Origin of the sequence: Demequina sp. TMPB413 (assembly GCF_020447105.2) — a bacterium.
In the GTDB taxonomy this organism is placed as follows: Bacteria; Actinomycetota; Actinomycetes; order Actinomycetales; family Demequinaceae; genus Demequina.
In genome coordinates this window covers 2,308,696-2,324,486 of record NZ_CP096184.1, presented here as the reverse complement: position 1 = coordinate 2,324,486, position 15,791 = coordinate 2,308,696, and the positions used below count along the sequence as shown (strand labels likewise).

Annotated in this window: 16 protein-coding genes; 6 read left to right on the top strand and 10 right to left on the bottom strand. The window is 67.3% G+C overall.

Annotated features, from left to right (window positions below):
• The first annotated feature begins 56 nt into the window (after positions 1-56).
• The 4 genes from LGT36_RS11195 (at position 57) to LGT36_RS11180 (ending at position 5,567) form a co-directional block, all read left to right on the top strand.
• Entirely contained in the window at positions 57-2,519 is a 2,463-nt protein-coding gene (locus LGT36_RS11195; RefSeq protein WP_226096683.1) for a heavy metal translocating P-type ATPase, read from the top strand.
• A 166-nt stretch (positions 2,520-2,685) separates the two neighbouring features.
• Complete coding sequence (locus LGT36_RS11190; RefSeq protein ID WP_226096682.1) at positions 2,686-3,087, top strand: metalloregulator ArsR/SmtB family transcription factor; 402 nt, start codon at positions 2,686-2,688, stop codon at positions 3,085-3,087.
• Positions 3,084-5,027, top strand: coding sequence for a cation-translocating P-type ATPase (locus LGT36_RS11185; protein WP_226096681.1), 1,944 nt, complete (start codon positions 3,084-3,086; stop codon positions 5,025-5,027). The genes LGT36_RS11190 and LGT36_RS11185 overlap by 4 nt, the downstream gene beginning before the upstream one ends.
• 84 nt (positions 5,028-5,111) lie before the next feature.
• Positions 5,112-5,567, top strand: coding sequence for a signal peptidase II (locus tag LGT36_RS11180; RefSeq protein WP_226096680.1), 456 nt, complete (start codon positions 5,112-5,114; stop codon positions 5,565-5,567).
• Positions 5,568-5,621: 54 nt separating this feature from the next.
• Here LGT36_RS11180 and LGT36_RS11175 read toward each other — a convergent pair whose 3' ends face one another.
• Positions 5,622-7,004 (bottom strand): prolipoprotein diacylglyceryl transferase family protein, encoded by a 1,383-nt coding sequence (locus LGT36_RS11175; RefSeq protein WP_226096679.1) that lies wholly within the window; start codon positions 7,002-7,004, stop codon positions 5,622-5,624.
• 741 nt (positions 7,005-7,745) lie between these two features.
• On the opposite strand from LGT36_RS11175, the gene LGT36_RS11170 reads away from it, so the two are divergent.
• Together LGT36_RS11170 and LGT36_RS11165 are read left to right on the top strand one after the other, a co-directional pair.
• Positions 7,746-7,931: a hypothetical protein gene (locus tag LGT36_RS11170; protein ID WP_226096678.1), complete on the top strand. Its 186-nt coding sequence runs from the start codon at positions 7,746-7,748 to the stop codon at positions 7,929-7,931.
• Between the two features lie 165 nt (positions 7,932-8,096).
• The gene (locus LGT36_RS11165; protein WP_226096677.1) at positions 8,097-8,819 is read left to right on the top strand and encodes a cytochrome c biogenesis CcdA family protein; all 723 of its coding nucleotides are present in this window, start codon (positions 8,097-8,099) and stop codon (positions 8,817-8,819) included.
• Positions 8,820-8,856: 37 nt separating this feature from the next.
• On the opposite strand, the gene LGT36_RS11160 is transcribed toward LGT36_RS11165, so the two are convergent.
• From LGT36_RS11160 to LGT36_RS11125, 9 genes are read right to left on the bottom strand one after another with little or no spacing between them, the layout of a single operon-like run.
• Positions 8,857-9,516, bottom strand: coding sequence for a redoxin family protein (locus LGT36_RS11160; RefSeq protein WP_226096676.1), 660 nt, complete (start codon positions 9,514-9,516; stop codon positions 8,857-8,859).
• Positions 9,513-10,337 carry a tetratricopeptide repeat protein gene (locus tag LGT36_RS11155; protein WP_226096675.1) on the bottom strand — a complete coding sequence of 275 codons (825 nt, stop codon included), beginning with the start codon at positions 10,335-10,337 and terminating at the stop codon, positions 9,513-9,515. Before LGT36_RS11155 ends, LGT36_RS11160 begins: the two co-directional genes overlap by 4 nt.
• The gene (locus LGT36_RS11150) at positions 10,334-10,816 is read right to left on the bottom strand and encodes a cytochrome c-type biogenesis protein (protein WP_226096674.1); all 483 of its coding nucleotides are present in this window, start codon (positions 10,814-10,816) and stop codon (positions 10,334-10,336) included. Before LGT36_RS11150 ends, LGT36_RS11155 begins: the two co-directional genes overlap by 4 nt.
• Complete coding sequence (locus LGT36_RS11145; RefSeq protein WP_226096673.1) at positions 10,809-12,785, bottom strand: heme lyase CcmF/NrfE family subunit; 1,977 nt, start codon at positions 12,783-12,785, stop codon at positions 10,809-10,811. The genes LGT36_RS11150 and LGT36_RS11145 overlap by 8 nt, the downstream gene beginning before the upstream one ends.
• Entirely contained in the window at positions 12,782-13,201 is a 420-nt protein-coding gene (locus LGT36_RS11140) for a cytochrome c maturation protein CcmE (RefSeq protein WP_226096672.1), read from the bottom strand. Before LGT36_RS11140 ends, LGT36_RS11145 begins: the two co-directional genes overlap by 4 nt.
• Entirely contained in the window at positions 13,198-13,320 is a 123-nt protein-coding gene (locus LGT36_RS14165) for a hypothetical protein (RefSeq protein ID WP_255633222.1), read from the bottom strand. Before LGT36_RS14165 ends, LGT36_RS11140 begins: the two co-directional genes overlap by 4 nt.
• A complete protein-coding gene (ccsA, locus tag LGT36_RS11135) occupies positions 13,313-14,059 on the bottom strand; it encodes a cytochrome c biogenesis protein CcsA (RefSeq protein ID WP_226096671.1) in 747 nt (248 codons plus the stop codon). The genes LGT36_RS14165 and ccsA overlap by 8 nt, the downstream gene beginning before the upstream one ends.
• Positions 14,056-14,724: a heme exporter protein CcmB gene (locus LGT36_RS11130; RefSeq protein WP_226096670.1), complete on the bottom strand. Its 669-nt coding sequence runs from the start codon at positions 14,722-14,724 to the stop codon at positions 14,056-14,058. The genes ccsA and LGT36_RS11130 overlap by 4 nt, the downstream gene beginning before the upstream one ends.
• Positions 14,721-15,347, bottom strand: coding sequence for an ABC transporter ATP-binding protein (locus LGT36_RS11125; protein WP_226096669.1), 627 nt, complete (start codon positions 15,345-15,347; stop codon positions 14,721-14,723). Before LGT36_RS11125 ends, LGT36_RS11130 begins: the two co-directional genes overlap by 4 nt.
• Between the last annotated feature and the right edge of the window lie 444 nt (positions 15,348-15,791).

Below are 15,791 nucleotides of genomic sequence, written 5' to 3'. Positions count from 1 at the left end.
GGTCCCGCTGATTCACTCCCTGTGGATCTCGATTCCCGACTATGAAGGACGACAACATGGCCACCGACACGCAACTTGACCTGAATGCGGTCCTGCCAGACGCGCTTGACGAGAGGGACGCCTGCGTCCAACGGCTCACGGCTGGCCTGGAGACCCGCGAGGGCGTCATGAACGCCCACGTCAAGCAGGAAGAAGAGACGACGCAACTGTGCGTGCACTTTGAGCCCGACGTCATCAGCCTGCAGCGCATCCGCGAGCTCGCGCTGTCCCTGGGCGCACGGGTCGACGGCGACTTCGGCCATCTCAGTCTCAACGTGGACGGCGTGTCGAGGCCTGCCCCGGCGCAGTTGCTCGAGCAGCGGCTACGCAAAGCCGTCGGCGTGGTGGAGGCGCACGTCTCTCCGACGGGATACGTGCGGGTCGAGTTTTACGCGGGCCAAACCTCGGAGCAGGCTATTCGGGAACTGCTCGAGCGTTTCGGGAACCCGCCACGCGGCGGTCGACCGCGTGCCACCCAAGTGGCCGACGCTGAGGCTGAAGCCCCTGAGAAGGGTCAAGAACATGACCACAAGCACGGCGGGATTTTCGGTGAGCGCAGCGAACTGATCTTTGCGATTCTCTCTTCCGCCACGCTGGTGGTGGGCTTCCTGCTGGGGCTGAGCTCCGCGGTGCCTTACGCCATCTCCACGGCGCTCTATATCGCGGCGTACTTCTTCGGCGGTTACTACACGCTCCGAGAAGCCATCCAAAGTGTGAGGGCCAAGCGGTTCGAGATCGATTTCCTGATGCTGGTTGCCGCCGCGGGCGCTGCGGCACTCGGGGAACTGGCTGAAGGCGCTCTGCTGCTTGCTCTGTTCAGCATCGGCCACGCACTGGAGGGCTATGCCATGGGTCGCGCCCGGAGGGCGATCGAGGCGCTGGGGGAACTCGCCCCCGCCACCGCGATGGTCCTGCGTGAAGGCGCCGAGCAAGAGATCCCCGTGGAGGATCTCCGGTTGGGCGACACCGTCATCATCAAGCCGAACACCCGTATCCCCGCCGACGGTCTTGTGACCGCGGGTCAGAGCAGTGTGGATCAGGCGGCAGTGACCGGGGAGAGCATTCCGGTCGACAAGACCCCGCTCGACCCTCAGGCCCCTCGCGGCGAGGGGGATGTCCCCCCGGAAAGCCGGATCTACGCTGGTACCGTCAACGGACCTGGGGCGCTGGAAATCGAGGTCACCCGGCTGTCCAAGGACTCCACGCTCGCACGCGTTGTGATACTAGTCAGTGAGGCCCAGGCGCAGACCTCCCCCACCCAGCGCTTCACCGACCGCTTCCAGCGGGTGTTCGTTCCCGCCGTGCTCTTGCTCGTCGTCGTGTTGATGTTTGCTGGCCTGGTCATCGACGAACCATTCTCCGCCACCGTGTACCGTGCCCTGGCCGTGCTCGTCGCCGCCAGCCCGTGCGCGTTGGCAATCTCCACGCCCAGCGCGGTCCTGAGCGGATTGGCGCGTGCCGCACGCGGCGGGCTGTTGATCAAGGGCGGCGGCCCGTTAGAAAACCTCGGCACCCTGAGTTCCATTGCGTTCGACAAGACCGGCACGCTCACATTGGGCAAGCCGAAGCTCACCGACGTAACTCCGGCTACCGGAATTGAGGAATCCGAACTGCTGAGCGTCGCCCTTGCGGTCGAGTCGCAGAGTGATCACCCCCTGGCGACCGCCATCGTCACGGCCGCCAGAGACCGTCTCGACGGGGCGTCCCCGCTGAAGGCTGACGGTGTCACCAGCCTCACCGGCCGAGGGGTGAGCGCTACGATCGACGGCGAGGGAATCCACATCGGTAAGAGGATCCTTTTCAGCGAGATTGACGGTGAGCCGATGCCTGAGGACATCACCGAGTCAGCCCGCAGTCTTGAGGCCTCGGGGCGAACCACCATGGTGGTTCGCCGCGGCAGCCGGTACCTGGGCGTTCTCGGCGTCATGGACACTCCGCGCGCCTCGGCGGCGAACGTGGTCGCGCAGTTGCGAAAGGCGGGCATCAACCACATGATCATGCTCTCCGGAGACAACCAGACCGTCGCCGATGCCGTGGCCGCCGAACTCGGCATCGACGAGGCGCGTGGAGACCTGCTACCCGAAGACAAGGTCAAGGCCGTGATCGACCTCCGCACCAGGGAGAACAAAGTCGCGATGGTCGGTGACGGTGTCAACGACGCTCCCGCCATGGCCAACGCCACCGTCGGGATCGCCATGGGAGCCGCCGGTTCGGATGTGGCCATGGAGACCGCCGACGTCGCGCTCATGGGTGACGACCTCGAACGGCTTCCGTTCGCCGTGAACCTTAGCCGCAGGTCCAGCCGGATCATCCGGCAGAACCTATGGGTGAGTCTTGGCGTTGTGGTCTTCTTGATCCCGGCCACCATCTTCGGATTCATAGGAATCGGACTTGCCGTTCTGTTCCACGAGGGATCCACCCTGCTGGTGGTGGCCAATGCCCTTCGCCTGCTCGCCTACCGCGAACCCAAGACGGCATAGGTCGGTACAGGGTTACTGCGTGGAGGTCCGGGAGGCAGCCCGCTCCGAGACGACGCCCGCTCGCTCATGTCGGTGGATCGAGGCTAGGGCAAGTGGTGCGCGGCAGGTGAGGGTGCCGTCGTCTCCCTGGTTGTCGGTCAAGCCGTTGAGACGCTAGTATCGTCCTATGCCGATGATAACTGTCAATCATGATCATAATAGAAGGGCGGAGCTCGCCTCGGCTGGCGCCCTCTTCCGGAGTTTGGCCGACCCGACGCGTCTCGCGCTAGTGCGGCGCCTGGCGGTGAGTGAGGCAAGGGTGGTGGACCTGTGCTCGGAGTTGGGTCTGGGCCAGTCCACGGTCTCTTCGCACCTCGCGTGCCTGCGCGACTGTGGGTTGGTCGACTACCGCGCCGAGGGCCGCGCGTCGGTATACCACCTGACACGCCCTGAACTGATGGACCTGCTGGCGGCGGCGGAGGACCTCCTTGCCGCGACCGGCAACGCCGTGGCTCTGTGCCCGACCTATGGGCGCCCCCCGGCCGACGACCCGAAGACGAACGACGCAACGAAGGAGACCTCGCGATGAGCGATGCATGTGGATGCGAAGACGACGAGACCACGCCTGCTGGCGAGACCGGCGAGGAGCAAGCGGCGGAGCGGTTGTGGGAAGTGAGCGAACTGCGCTTCGCCGCGATCGCCGGCGTGCTGCTGGTTGCGGGGCTCGTCACCGGGTCCATGGGGCAGCCCACCGTTGCGCTCGTCCTGAACTGGGTGGCCCTCCTCGTGGGCGCGTGGACATTCGTGCCTGGCACGGTGCGGCGACTGGCGAGGGGCAAGATCGGGGTCGGCACGCTGATGACGATCGCGGCGATCGGCGCGGTGGTGCTGGGTGAAGTGGCCGAGGCCGCCGTCCTGGCGTTCCTGTTCTCGATTAGCGAGGGCCTGGAGGAGTACTCCCTCGCGCGCACCCGCCACGGCCTGCGGGCCCTGCTGAATCTGGTCCCGGCCCAGGCCACCGTGTTGCGCGACGGTGCGGAGACTGCCGTGGCCCCGGCGGAGCTGCGGGTTGGGGATCTGATGCTGGTCAAGCCGGGTGAGCGGGTGGCCACCGACGGTGTGATCACCGCCGGCCGCACCGCACTGGACGTCTCGGCCATCACCGGGGAGTCGGTGCCCGTGGAGGCTGGCCCCGGACAGACCGTGTACGCCGGATCGATCAATGGCTCTGGGGTCCTTGAGGTCGAGGTGACCACCACGGCCGAGGACAACTCCCTGGCCCGTATCGTGCGGATTGTCGAGGCCGAGCAGTCCCGCAAGGGCGAGGCTCAACGCCTGGCGGATCGCATCGCCAAGCCGTTGGTGCCCGGGGTGATGATCGCGGCCACCCTCATCGCCGTCGTCGGCAGCCTCCTGGGAGACCCGGGCACGTGGATCGAGCGGGCCCTCGTGGTTCTGGTCGCGGCCTCGCCTTGCGCGCTGGCGATCTCCGTGCCCGTCTCGGTGGTCGCCGCCATCGGAGCGGCGTCCAAGCAGGGCGTGCTCATCAAAGGTGGCGCGGCAGTGGAGGCCCTGGGCGCGATCCGCGGGGTGGCCCTGGACAAGACGGGTACCCTGACTCGCAACGCCCCCGCAGTCGTCGCCGTCGCCGTCGCCGCGGGTCAGACGGAGGCCCGCGTCCTGGCGGTGGCGGCCGCGCTCGAGGCCCGTAGCGAGCATCCCTTGGCCAGAGCCATCCTCGCGGCGGTCCCGGCGGTCAGCCCGGCCTCCGACGTGGAGGCCGTGCCAGGTGCCGGCCTGACCGGCACGTTCGAGGGTCGGGCGGTCCGACTCGGTCGCCCCGGCTGGGTCGAGGCAGGACCACTGGCCGATGAAGTGGAGCGGATGCAACAGGCCGGTGCCACCGCCGTGCTCATCGAGGAGGACGGAGAGTTGTTGGGAGCGGTCGCGGTGCGCGACGAGTTACGTGCTGAGGCCGCGCAGGTCGTGGCCCAGCTGCGCCGTGACGGGTACCACGTCGCCATGCTCACCGGCGACAACACCCTGACGGCCAACGCACTGGCCCGTGAGGTCGGCATCGACGACGTCTACGCCGACCTGCGCCCCGAGGACAAGGCCGCACTGGTCGCCCAGCTCCGGTCCCACCGCCGCACCGCCATGGTCGGCGACGGCGTCAACGACGCACCCGCCCTGGCGACCGCCGACCTGGGAATCGCCATGGGCGCGATGGGCACCGACGTGGCGATCGAGACCGCCGACGTCGCCCTGATGGGTGAGGACCTGCGCCACTTACCGCAGGCGTTCGCCCACGCCCGCCGCGCCCGCCGCATCATGTTGCAGAACGTCGGGCTGTCCCTGGCGCTCATCGCGGTTCTGATCCCTCTGGCGCTGTTCGGCGTCCTCGGCCTGGCCGCGGTGGTCCTGGTGCACGAGGTGGCGGAGGTGTTCGTCATCGCCAACGGCGTTCGCGCCGGCCGCGCCCGCCCGCTACCGCAGGACGCCCCCGCGGGCGTTCCCGTGGCCGCGTAGCATGCAAAGATCCATACGATGAGTACATCCGCCAGAGGTCCGAAGGCGCGAAAAGCCCCCAGCCCGAGACGGCGACGCCTCGCAGTGGCTGCCGGAGCCGCGCTGGTCGCGACGGTCGACCTGAGCGCCAAGGCGTGGGCGGTGACCGCGCTGCAGGACCGGGTGGTCGGTCTGGGCCTGGTCGACCTGCGACTGGCCTACAACCCCGGGGTGGCCTTCTCGGTCGGGGCCGGCGCGCCGGCACCGCTGGTGGTGACCGCAACCGCCGTCGTCACCGCCGCGCTCGGCATGTTTGCCTGGCGTGCTGCCACTGGCGCCCCCCGCGGGAGGCTCACTGGGCTCGCGTTGATACTCGGTGGTGCCACGGCAAACGTGGTCGACCGAGCCCGGGACGGGGTTGTCACCGACTATCTGCACACCGGGTGGTGGCCGACCTTCAACCTCGCCGACGCGGCCATCGTCACTGGGGCGGCGTTGCTGGTCCTGACCAGGCCGCGCGACGGCGGACCCCATGGCGGGGGTCCGCCGCGAGTGCCGTGAGCCAGACCGACGATCCCCCACAACCATCGTGGGGAAACCGCAGGTGCGGTGGCGTCACGCGAAGAGCGCCACCGCCACCGCACCGACCACGGTGAGCGAGGCCACCGCGAGGGTTGCCTGTCGCCCATACCGGGTGGCACGGGGGATGCCGCGCAGCGGGAACAGGAGCTGACGCACCACCACGTAGGCGGCGATGCCCCCCACAAACAGGAGGCCTGCTGGCGATATCGGCCCTCGCCATGCGATAGCGCCGGTCACGAGCGCGAGGGTGGCCGCCGCGCCGGACTCCATCAATTGCACCGGCACGCGACGCGTCCCGACCCGACGATCCGAGGACCAAATTGCCCAGCGTGAACGCGTCGGGACTCCGACGCAGCACCCGCCCATCAGGCAACCCAGTCGGCCGACGGTCTGTCCAAGAAGCAGCGCGGGCACCGTGGCATCCAGGAGTGTTCCGACTGGAATGCCCTGCAGCGCGCCGCCGATCACAAAGGTAGCCGTGGCCACGATCACGAACCCTTGGACGCTCAGCCCGGCGAGTGCTCGCCCCCCATGCTCATTCCAGTGCGTGAACCGGTAGTAGAGCTTGGCGCCGACGGCCCCGAGAGCACTGGCGATGAGCGCGAGCACGAGCACGTTTCCGGAGGGAAGTCCGTGCTTCTGGGCCAGGACGCCCTGGAGCAGTAGGGCGAGCACCACGCCCAGGCTCACCATGGCCGGCCACGCGCCGACGACGACCCCGGGAGCCCGCGCGCTGGCGACCGGCGCGAACGTCGACTGACCGACTCCTTCCGCTGAGGGCAGTCGCACGATCTCCGACTGGCCCCCGCCTTGGGGTACGGCCATGGCCTCAGCGGTGACGTGCCAGCGACCTGGGGACTTCCCCAGCACCCTGTGGGTCAGGGACGTTCGGCCACTTTCCGATCGGACGTCATGGAGAGATGTGGAACTGACGAAGTCGTCGTCAGCGGTGCGGTCGCCCTCCACGTCGAGGCGACGGCCCATCAACCTCAGGACCACCTCATACGGGCCGCCGGTCGTGGGTGGATCGAACCAGTAGGTGACTCCCAGCGCATGCGGTCGAAGTTCGGCCGCAGCAGCGATGGGGAAAGTCACGAATTCGAGCGCGCTCTTGGTTCCCGCCTCGCCGCCGACCCTGGCGAGCACCGGCGTCGGTTGCGCAGGCGGGAGGGGCGAAGGGCCCGGGTGAGCCGGGGCGCGCTTGGCCTTTGACGGTCGCGCACCGACGCCTGCAAGACCCGCCGTCATTGCTGGCATGCGGCCCTGCGCGCCGAGTCCGCCGTTGCGCGCAGTCGCGTCGCCCGGAAGCCCCTTGAGTCGCTCGGACAACGGCGGTAGCACCGGTCGCTTGGGCGTTGTCCCAGGCTTCCGCGCGCCAGACGTCGGACGCTTCTTCTTGGCTGATCGTCGTGCCATGACTACCTTCCCGTAGAGTCGGCAACCCGGGGACCCCGGGGTCGCACATGTGACAAGGGTAATCTGCACGGCAAGACTCGCGATCGCCGGACAGTCATGATTGACCCAAGACTGCCCTGTTGGAGGCCCGCTCTACGGGCGCTGTGGCGCACCGATCAGCCACCCGACGGATGCGATGTTAGTGGCACCCGCCTCTGGGCTTTGGATCCGTGTCGGTTGCCGTCTTCCGGACGGGCGCTTCAATCGATGACCCCGGCGACCCGTGTCCGGCGTGCCCGGAGTGGCGCTCCGCACCCTTGTCGACTGCATTGGCATCGCGAGACCCGCCACCGTGGCCACCATGGCCACCGTGGCCACCGGCGTGCATCGCCACCATGAACCCCACGGCTGCCAGGGTCAGGATTGTCCCCCCGGAGACGTCCGCGACCCACATCACCACTGCCGCTACCGCGATTCCCAGGTACCACTTCATGGACTTGCTCTTCAACATGCTCTCGCCTACTTTCATGCCATGGCGCCGATGCGCCCACTGTCTTCCTGGTAACAGTGTGCGGGCCTTCCATGAAGATCAGGCCGCATGACGGATTGACATTCGGTATCGCCATGTGCGAACTCCCCATCATCCGGCGGATAGCCCTCGGGTCGCTGCGCAACACGTTGGCATTCGCCCTGCGGTCCATGCCACGAGGCAGTCGGCGGCGCCGTAGCGCTCATGGTGAAGAGGGATGACGTCGGCCGCACATGGCCGAGAAGGGGCACGGCGCGGGGGAGGCGTTTCTCGGCGGGTCCAGCATCGGCGGCTTCCTGGCGTGGCTCACTCACGCTCTTGCCTCCGCGCTCGACGGTGCGCTCGTGGGCGCAGCCGCTCATCACCGTGCTCTACGTCGTATCACGGCGCAAGTGGGATGCCGTAGCGGACTGACGTGAGGCCAGTCAGTGTCGCGTCCGCGCCCTCATCCGGCTGGTCCGGAACCTGATCAGAAGTCAGCGCCGGCTGCCCAGACGTGACAGAATCACATGATGATCGGTGGCCGCGCGCTCGCCACCAGCACACCAAGTCCGGCAACTGCAGAGGTCGACTGAGGGATAGACGTGGAACTGTTCGCCCTTGCGTCACTTGCCCTGGTGGCCGGGGTGGTGTCGTTCACCGCGCCGTGCACACTGCCGCTGCTGCCGGGCTACGTGGCCTACGTCTCCGGAATGAGCGACGGTGAGCGGACGGTTCCGACCCCACGGGTGCTGTTGGCCGCCGGACTCTTCGTCGCCGGATTCAGCGCGGTGTTCGTCGCACTCGGGGTGACCGCGTCCGGGTTGGGACTTGTACTGGCGCAGAACGGCCGAATGCTCGAACTGATCGGTGGCATGTTCATCGTGGCGATGGGGTTGGTGACCGCCGGGGTGCTCCGGATTGGCCTGCTGCAGCGTCAAGTCCGGATCGACATGTCTCGGATGGGCCGCGGGCCCCGCGCCGCAGCGCCGCTGGGGGCCGCGTTCGCCTTCGGTTGGACCCCCTGTATCGGACCGGTCCTGGCTGGCGTGCTGATCACGGCGGCGAGCACGACCACCATGGTGGAAGGTGGCCTGCTACTCGCTGCGTATTCCCTTGGACTGGGCCTGCCGTTCCTCGGTCTGGCCGTGGCCGTGGCGCGGGGTCGGGTTCGTCTTGGCTGGCTGCGTCGCCACTCACGCAAACTGGAGATCAGCGGTGGCATCCTGCTCGTCATCATGGGAGTCGCGGTCATCAGCGGCCAGTGGACCGAGTTCATGAGTTCGGTGTTGGCGGTGTACGCCCGGCTGGGCTGGCCACCCATCTGACCCGGAATGGACACACCGGTCGCGGCGGCGTCCTGAGTCACTCACCCGGCGCCCCCTGCACCGGGCCGACGGTGGTCTCCCGGGTCGGCGTCCGCCCCGCCAGTATCTCGTCCAGCACCCCGGACAGTAGCGGGAGCGTCGATGCCCCGGTGATCTTCGCCACTATCGTTCCGGTCTCGTCGATAAAGAAAGTCTCGGGAACCCCGAACACGCCGAAGTCGATCGCCACGCGCGATTCCGGATCGGTGACATAGCGGTAGCTCTCGGTCCTGCCCATCTCGTCGAGGAACGTGATCGCGCTGGAGGGTCGGTCCTGGTAGACCACGCCGATGAACTGCACGCCAGCGTCGCGATAGGCTGCCGCGGCCGCGTTCAGAGCGGGATGCTCCTCGCGGCAGGCCACGCACCACGACGCCCAGAAGTTGACGACGACCACCTGACCGCGGAAGTCGCTCAGCGACACCGCGCCCTCCTGCTCCAAGTACGGCATGGTCCTTTCCGATGCCGGCTGCCCGATCAACGGAGTGAAGACCAGCGTCGGATCCCGGTTCAGTCGCGCCCCGAACAGTGCGCCTACGCCCACTGACAGCACCACCGCGAGCACCGCGCTGTATCGCAGCCAGCGCAAAAACCCGCGTCGTGGTGCGCGTTGCGTCTCTCCGTCCGCGCGCTCAAGAGACTGTTGCGACTCGGTCATCGGCCCGCCCCCTGGGACGCCTCGCGACGCAGAGCGTCGACTTGGTCGCGAACCTCCGCATTCAGATCAGGAAGCGTCTCCAACACGTCGAGCGCCTCGATCGCTCCCGCAGGATCGTCGAAACCGTACATCCGAATATTCGCCTTGAACCACCACCCGATGACCAGTTCCGGGGTCGTCTGCAGTGCCTCGTCGACCAGCCTCTCAGCCTGGTCGATCTCGCCCAGGTTGAACATCAGCCAGCCCAGGGACGCCTGGCCGCGCGGATTCGACGGATCCTGTTCCAGCACCTTGAGGTAGTGCACCGCAGCAAGGTCATAGCGGCCACTCGCCGTGTAGCGGTCCGCGAGCGCGAGCCGCATCCCGATCACGTCCGGGTTCGCGGCAATGACCGCCTCCATCTCGGCGTCGGTGACTTGGGAGAGGTCGACCCCTGTTTGCGGCGCGATCGAGGAGGAACCGGAATTCTGAAGCGCCTCGTTGCCGGTGACGAACCCACCTAGCGGACGGTCCAAGACGTTGCCTGGGAGCAGGAGTATGGCGACCGCGACGGCTACGAGCCCCGCAGCATACAGTCCCAGCCGGGAGAAACGCCCGCGTCGACCCCTGCCCTTGGCGACATGCGCCGGGTTCGCCGCGACGTGGGCCTCGAGCCGGTCCAGACCGGCCAAAGCGGCCGCAACCTCCCGCTCGTAACCTCCCCGCAACCGCCGTGCGTCGGAGGCGGAGAGTTCGCCGACCAGCACCTGCCGGTCGAGTTCGACGAGGTCCCGGAGCGCCTGATCCCGGCGCTCCAGGTGTTGCCCCCGCTCCGCCGTCACGGCTCGTCATCCTCTGGCTCACGTTCCCGGTATGCGTCAAGTGCCGCGGCAACGCGTCGGCGTTCGGCATCTGACAACTCATCGGGGGCCGCGGCCGTGACCCTGCCGCGGGTGAGCAGCACCAGCAGGCCGCCGCCAGCCGCGGCGAGCGGAAGTAGCCAGAGCAGCAGTGTCTGTCCGGCGAACGGCGGCTCAAGCAGCACCCATTGGCCGTACCGCTGAGTGAAGTAGTCGAAGATCTCCTCGTCGGTGCGTCCCGCCGCCACCTGCTCCGCGACGATTTGGCGCATGCCGGCGGCGGTCTCCGACGGTGACTCTGCCACGGACACGGTCTTGCAGGTCGGGCAGCGCAGGCGCTGCTCGATCGCATACGCACGATCCTCGGGTGACTGGTTGCCCGCCACCAGCCCACCCGCCGCAATGGCCAGGAGAGCCAAAGTGACGGCGGCGACCGCCCACTGCGAAACCGTCCTAGTCATGGGCACCTTTCTCGCTCGTCCGATGCTCCTCCAATTGCACCGCCGCCCCGCGCCGTCGTGCTCCGCCAGCCAGCGCCCAGACACCGCCCACCATGACGGTGAGACCCCCTGTCCACAGCAACCACATGAAGGGGTAGCGGTAGAGATTGATCGTGACTTGGCCGTCCTCCAAGCTCGACAATGCCACATAGATGTCCCGGGTGGGGGTGCTCCAAATGGATGGGGTGGCGACGGCCTGCACCTGGTTGTTGAATTGGGTCAGCGCTGGCTCCGCGCGGAACACCACTTCCCCGTCGGCCTCGAAGACGATCCCTGCGATGGTCGCGCTGCGGTCGCCGCCGGGCACCTGCTCGATGCCCTCATAGGTGAGCGTGTAGCCATCGAACGGTGTTGACTCGCCGATAGTGAGCGAGACGCTCGCCCGCTCTGCGAGCGTTCCCGACGTCGCGATGGCAAGGGCCACCAACGCGAGCCCGATGTGCGCCAACTGACCACCCCAGTAGCCGTGTTGCCGTCTGACCAAGCGCCAGATCGACTGCGGCCGCGGTTGCGGCGCGTTCGTCAGAAGTTCTCGCACGGTCCCGCTCACCATCGCAGTCACGAGGAACGCGACCAGCACTACACTCACCTCACGCAAGCCCGCAAGGACGAGGGCAGCGGATACCGCGGCGGCAAGCAGCAGCGGCACGCGTAGCCGTTGCCACATCACCGCACCTCCGGCTCGGCGGTACGGCATGAAGGGCCCGATGCCCATCGCGAGCAGCAGCGCGAACGACAACGGCACCGCCATGCGATCAAAGAAGGGCCGGCCTACGGATACCTGACCCCCACTGAACGCTTCGACGAACACCGGGTAGATGGTGCCGAGGAGCACGACAAAGGCGAAGACGCTCAGGATCACGTTGTTGGTAAGAAACGCGCCCTCCCGACTGAGGATCGATTCCGGCCGTCGGTTCGAGAGGAGTTGTTCACCGCGCATCGCGAAAAGTGTGAAGCCCACGCCGAGGACGATCACCAGGAAGCCGAGCAGCGCCGGGCCGACCCCGGACTGGGTGAAGCTGTGCACCGACGCGATCACCGACGACCTGGTGAGCAGGGTCGCGAGAATGGTCGTCGAGAAAGTCGCCAGCACCAGCACGAAGTTCCACGCCTGCAGCATTCCGCGTCGTACCTGAAGTGCGGAGGAATGGATGAACGCTGTCGCGAGTAGCCAGGGGATCAACGCGGCGTTCTCCACCGGGTCCCACGCCCAGAATCCACCCCAGCCGAGCACCTCGTACGACCACCAGGCGCCGTAGACCAGGCCGCCGGTGAGGAACGTCCAGGCGACGAGATTGGAGCGACGCGTGCGACGCAGCCAATCCACGCCGCCTTGTCGGAGCATCAGGGCCGACATCGCGAAAGCGAACGGCACGGTGAACCCCACCAGACCGAGATAGAGCATCGGCGGGTGGATCAGCACCATGAAGTGGTTCTGCAGGATCGGGTTCGGGCCGGGCCCGTCCGTCGGGGGGTTCGCGAGGATTTCAAAGGGATTGGCGACGGTCGCGACGAGCCCAAAGAAGAACGTTGCGACGAGGCCCATCACCACCAATGCCCCGATGCCGAGTCGGTCCTGCATGTCTCGGACCTGCCGCAGAACCGCCGCCGTGAACCCGGCGAGCACCAGCGTCCACAGCACGATACTGCCGGACAACGCCGACCACGCCGTCGAGATTTTGAACAACAGTGGCGTTGCCCTTGCGGAGTTCTCCGCCACGTACGACACGGAGAAGTCGTCGGTGAGTAGCGCCACTTGGAGCGCTCCGAACGCCACCACGCTGCCGAACACCATCCCGCCGACGGAGAGCTTCAGCGCCGCGCGAGGCACCCCTTGCGGCCGACGCTCGGCGCGCCAGCCGTGGATCACGAGAGACACGGAGCCCGCAAGGGCGATCACGATCGCGGTCCAGCCAGTGGCTGCGATCACGGGTCTACCTCATCAGCCGTTCCCGCGGTGTCGGGTTCCGGCACCTGGTACTCCTCGTCGTGCTTGATGATCATCGTGTCCGCATAGAAGGCATTCCCGTTCCAGGCACCCTCGACGATCGCCCCAACTCCAGGGGCGAACAGTTGCTGGGGGATGCCGGCGTAAACCACCGGTACGGCTGCGGCTGCGTCAACCAGTGTGAACCGCACCTCGTCCCCGGTCCGGATCACGCTGCCCTCCTCGACGAGCCCGCCGAGCCGGAACCGCTGTCCGGGATCGGTGTCGTCACGTTGATCCGTCGCCTCGGTGGGGGTGAGGTAGTACACCAGGTTCTGATTGAGGTTCCCGAACACGAGGAAGCCCGTCAACACGGCAATCACTCCGATCACGGGGATGACGATGGCGCGATACTTCATCGCAACCGCTTCAATTGGCGACGCACCGCGACCCGTCGCCGCTGCATCAGCAGGAAGTACGCGATGAGCGACCCATAGGTGACGGTGAAGCCGACGGCGACCCACGACCATTCAGACACTGTTCGACGTTCCTTTCAGTTGAGGTGGTTCGATTGCGGCACCCGCGAGGTCACGGTCCAGCGCGACCGTGGCGTCTTCAAGTGCCTCCTCGTCGAAGGACATGCCGATCCGCTGCATCAGTAGCCACAGCCCCACCAGGGTGAAGCCGAGCAGATTGATCCCGAGCACGAGCAGCATGGTGTGGTCGATGGTGGGGTCCCCCGGGCGCAGCACCGTCGGCGGCTGATGGAGCGTCCGCCACCACAGCACGGAGAAGTGGACGATGGGCACCATCGCGAATGCCAGAATCCCGAACACTGCCGAGCGGCGGGCGCGGTCAGCGCGCTCCGGTATCGCTCGACGTAGCGCCAGATAGCCCACATAGATGAAGAACAGCAGGGCGGTGGTCACCAGTCGGGCATCCCAGGTCCACCACACCCCCCACACCGGCTTGCCCCAGATGGAGCCGAGCATGAGCGTCAGTCCGGTGAAGAAGACACCCACCTCCGCGGCCGCAGCGGCGAGCCTGTCGTATGCGCGCCGACGGCGCCACAGCCAGCCGACGCTGCCCGCCAGCGTCAGCAGGAACGCGGCATAGGCGAGCCACGCCGCGGGAACGTGCACATACATCAACTTCTGTAGATTTCCCTGTAACCGGTCCGGAGGCGCCAAGAGCGCGGAGACCAGACCCGCAGCCATCGCGACTACCGCTGCCGGGGGAATCACCCGCCGTGCGACCCAGTGCGAGCGAGTTGTCATGTGCCCTCCTCGAGTAGCCGACCGGCGAACAACAACGCCAGAAACAGAACCAGATCCACGATCACCATCAGTATCAGCCACGGCACAGCGGACCGCCCGAATGCGGTCGCCTCCATGGTCTGGGTCGCCCCCAACAGCAGGGGAAGAGCAAGCGGCACGATGAGCAACGGCCCGAGTGAGTTGCGCACGCTGAGTTGACGCACCAGCCCGTCGGCGATGACCCCGAGCATTCCTAGCCCGGCGGCGACGGCGGGCAGGGCCGCCGCCAGCCACGGCCAGCCTCCCAGGTTGGGGTTGTAGAGCATCACCGTCACGGGTGCTAGTAAGGCGCCGAGGCCGAATACCAACAGGCCGGTGGCCATCGCGTTCCCGGCCAGTTGGATCGGCCCGGGCACGCCAGCGAGGAGCAACACTCTGGATTGTGCGGGCGTTTGCAGGGAACTCTGTCGGAGGGTGACGAGCACGCCGAAAAGCAGGACTACCACCCAGTACATGCCCGGGCCGACTTGTCGAAGCAACGGCACTTCGGTGCCGACCGCGATGGGGATGATCAGCAGGGCGACCGCACCAAAGGGGGTGATGACCAGCAGCGACTCACCGGAACGGCGGTCGACGAGCAGGCTCTTGCGTGCGACCGCAGCCGCAGTGTGCAGTGAGCTCATCATGTCGACCTCCCGAGACTCACGAGTCCGCCATCGCGCAACTCGAGGACCTCGTCGACCATCGCCTGCAGCCGCTGCGGGTCGTGGGATACGACCAGCGCGCCGCCACCGCGTGCGCGAACGTCGGCGAGGATAAAGTCGACCAGTTCCGCGGCCGCGGCATCGAGCCCCGCGTGCGGCTCATCGAGCAACAGCAGGGTAGGCCTGCCGATCAGGGCCCGCGCGAGATCCGCCCGTTTCACCATGCCCTGCGAACACCGGTCCACTCGTCGGTCCGCGGCACGGGCCAGCCCCACTTGCTGCAGCGCGGACTCGACCGTCGCAGGCGAACGGCCGTGGATGTCGGCGACGAAGCGCAGGTTCTCCCGGAGGGTGAGTTGGGGGTACAGGCCCGGGTCATGTCCGATCAGGCAGATGGCACGGCGCACCTCGACAGGCGGAACGCCGCGCAAGTCCGCACCGAGCACACGGGCCATGCCGCTCACAGGCCGACGAACGGTGGCCGCTAGTTGTAGGAGCGTGGTCTTGCCAACCCCGTTGGCGCCCCGGATGCCGATGACGGCACCGGGGGTGAGGATGAGGTCGACGTCCCGTAGCACCGGCGACCTGTCGACATCGACTGCCACCCGGGTGAGGTTTACGAGCGATCCGTCGCCGCCCTGCCCCGGGGCTACGCCGACGGCCAAGGGGGAGGCATGTGGTTCAGGCGCGTCACGAGCAGGGAGGGTGGGGGCAAGGTTTCTCATCGATCTCATGGCGGTGGGGTGGTCTCCGGTAGCCCTGCCCGCGACCCCGGTCAGCCGGTCGGTGCCCACGTCGCACCACCGTCGTTTGAGGCAAAGGCGTACGCCCGGATCCCACGCGAAACTCCGGCGTGCGTCGTGCCCATGCTGGGTTGGTTCGCGCCGCCGTTGCCACACCCCGCAATGGCGCCGATCAGCACGAGCGCTGGGTTCCTGCCGACGATGCCGACGGTGATCCGGATTCGCTACCGCCGCTTCGCGCGCGGGGCGCAGCCCATGGTGCGGGCTTCGGCAAGCAGATGGTCCTGGGCATTGCGGCTCCTTGGG

Excerpts from the sequence above, each read along its gene's own strand:
- LGT36_RS11195 (WP_226096683.1), top strand. The coding sequence starts at position 57 with ATGGCCACCGACACGCAACTTGACCTGAATGCGGTCCTGCCAGACGCG.
- LGT36_RS11190 (WP_226096682.1), top strand. The coding sequence starts at position 2,686 with ATGCCGATGATAACTGTCAATCATGATCATAATAGAAGGGCGGAGCTC.
- LGT36_RS11185 (WP_226096681.1), top strand. The coding sequence starts at position 3,084 with ATGAGCGATGCATGTGGATGCGAAGACGACGAGACCACGCCTGCTGGC.
- LGT36_RS11175 (WP_226096679.1), bottom strand. The coding sequence starts at position 7,004 with ATGGCACGACGATCAGCCAAGAAGAAGCGTCCGACGTCTGGCGCGCGG.
- LGT36_RS11170 (WP_226096678.1), top strand. The coding sequence starts at position 7,746 with ATGGCCGAGAAGGGGCACGGCGCGGGGGAGGCGTTTCTCGGCGGGTCC.
- LGT36_RS11160 (WP_226096676.1), bottom strand. The coding sequence starts at position 9,516 with ATGACCGAGTCGCAACAGTCTCTTGAGCGCGCGGACGGAGAGACGCAA.
- LGT36_RS11150 (WP_226096674.1), bottom strand. The coding sequence starts at position 10,816 with ATGACTAGGACGGTTTCGCAGTGGGCGGTCGCCGCCGTCACTTTGGCT.
- LGT36_RS11140 (WP_226096672.1), bottom strand. The coding sequence starts at position 13,201 with ATGAAGTATCGCGCCATCGTCATCCCCGTGATCGGAGTGATTGCCGTG.
- ccsA (WP_226096671.1), bottom strand. The coding sequence starts at position 14,059 with ATGACAACTCGCTCGCACTGGGTCGCACGGCGGGTGATTCCCCCGGCA.
- LGT36_RS11130 (WP_226096670.1), bottom strand. The coding sequence starts at position 14,724 with ATGATGAGCTCACTGCACACTGCGGCTGCGGTCGCACGCAAGAGCCTG.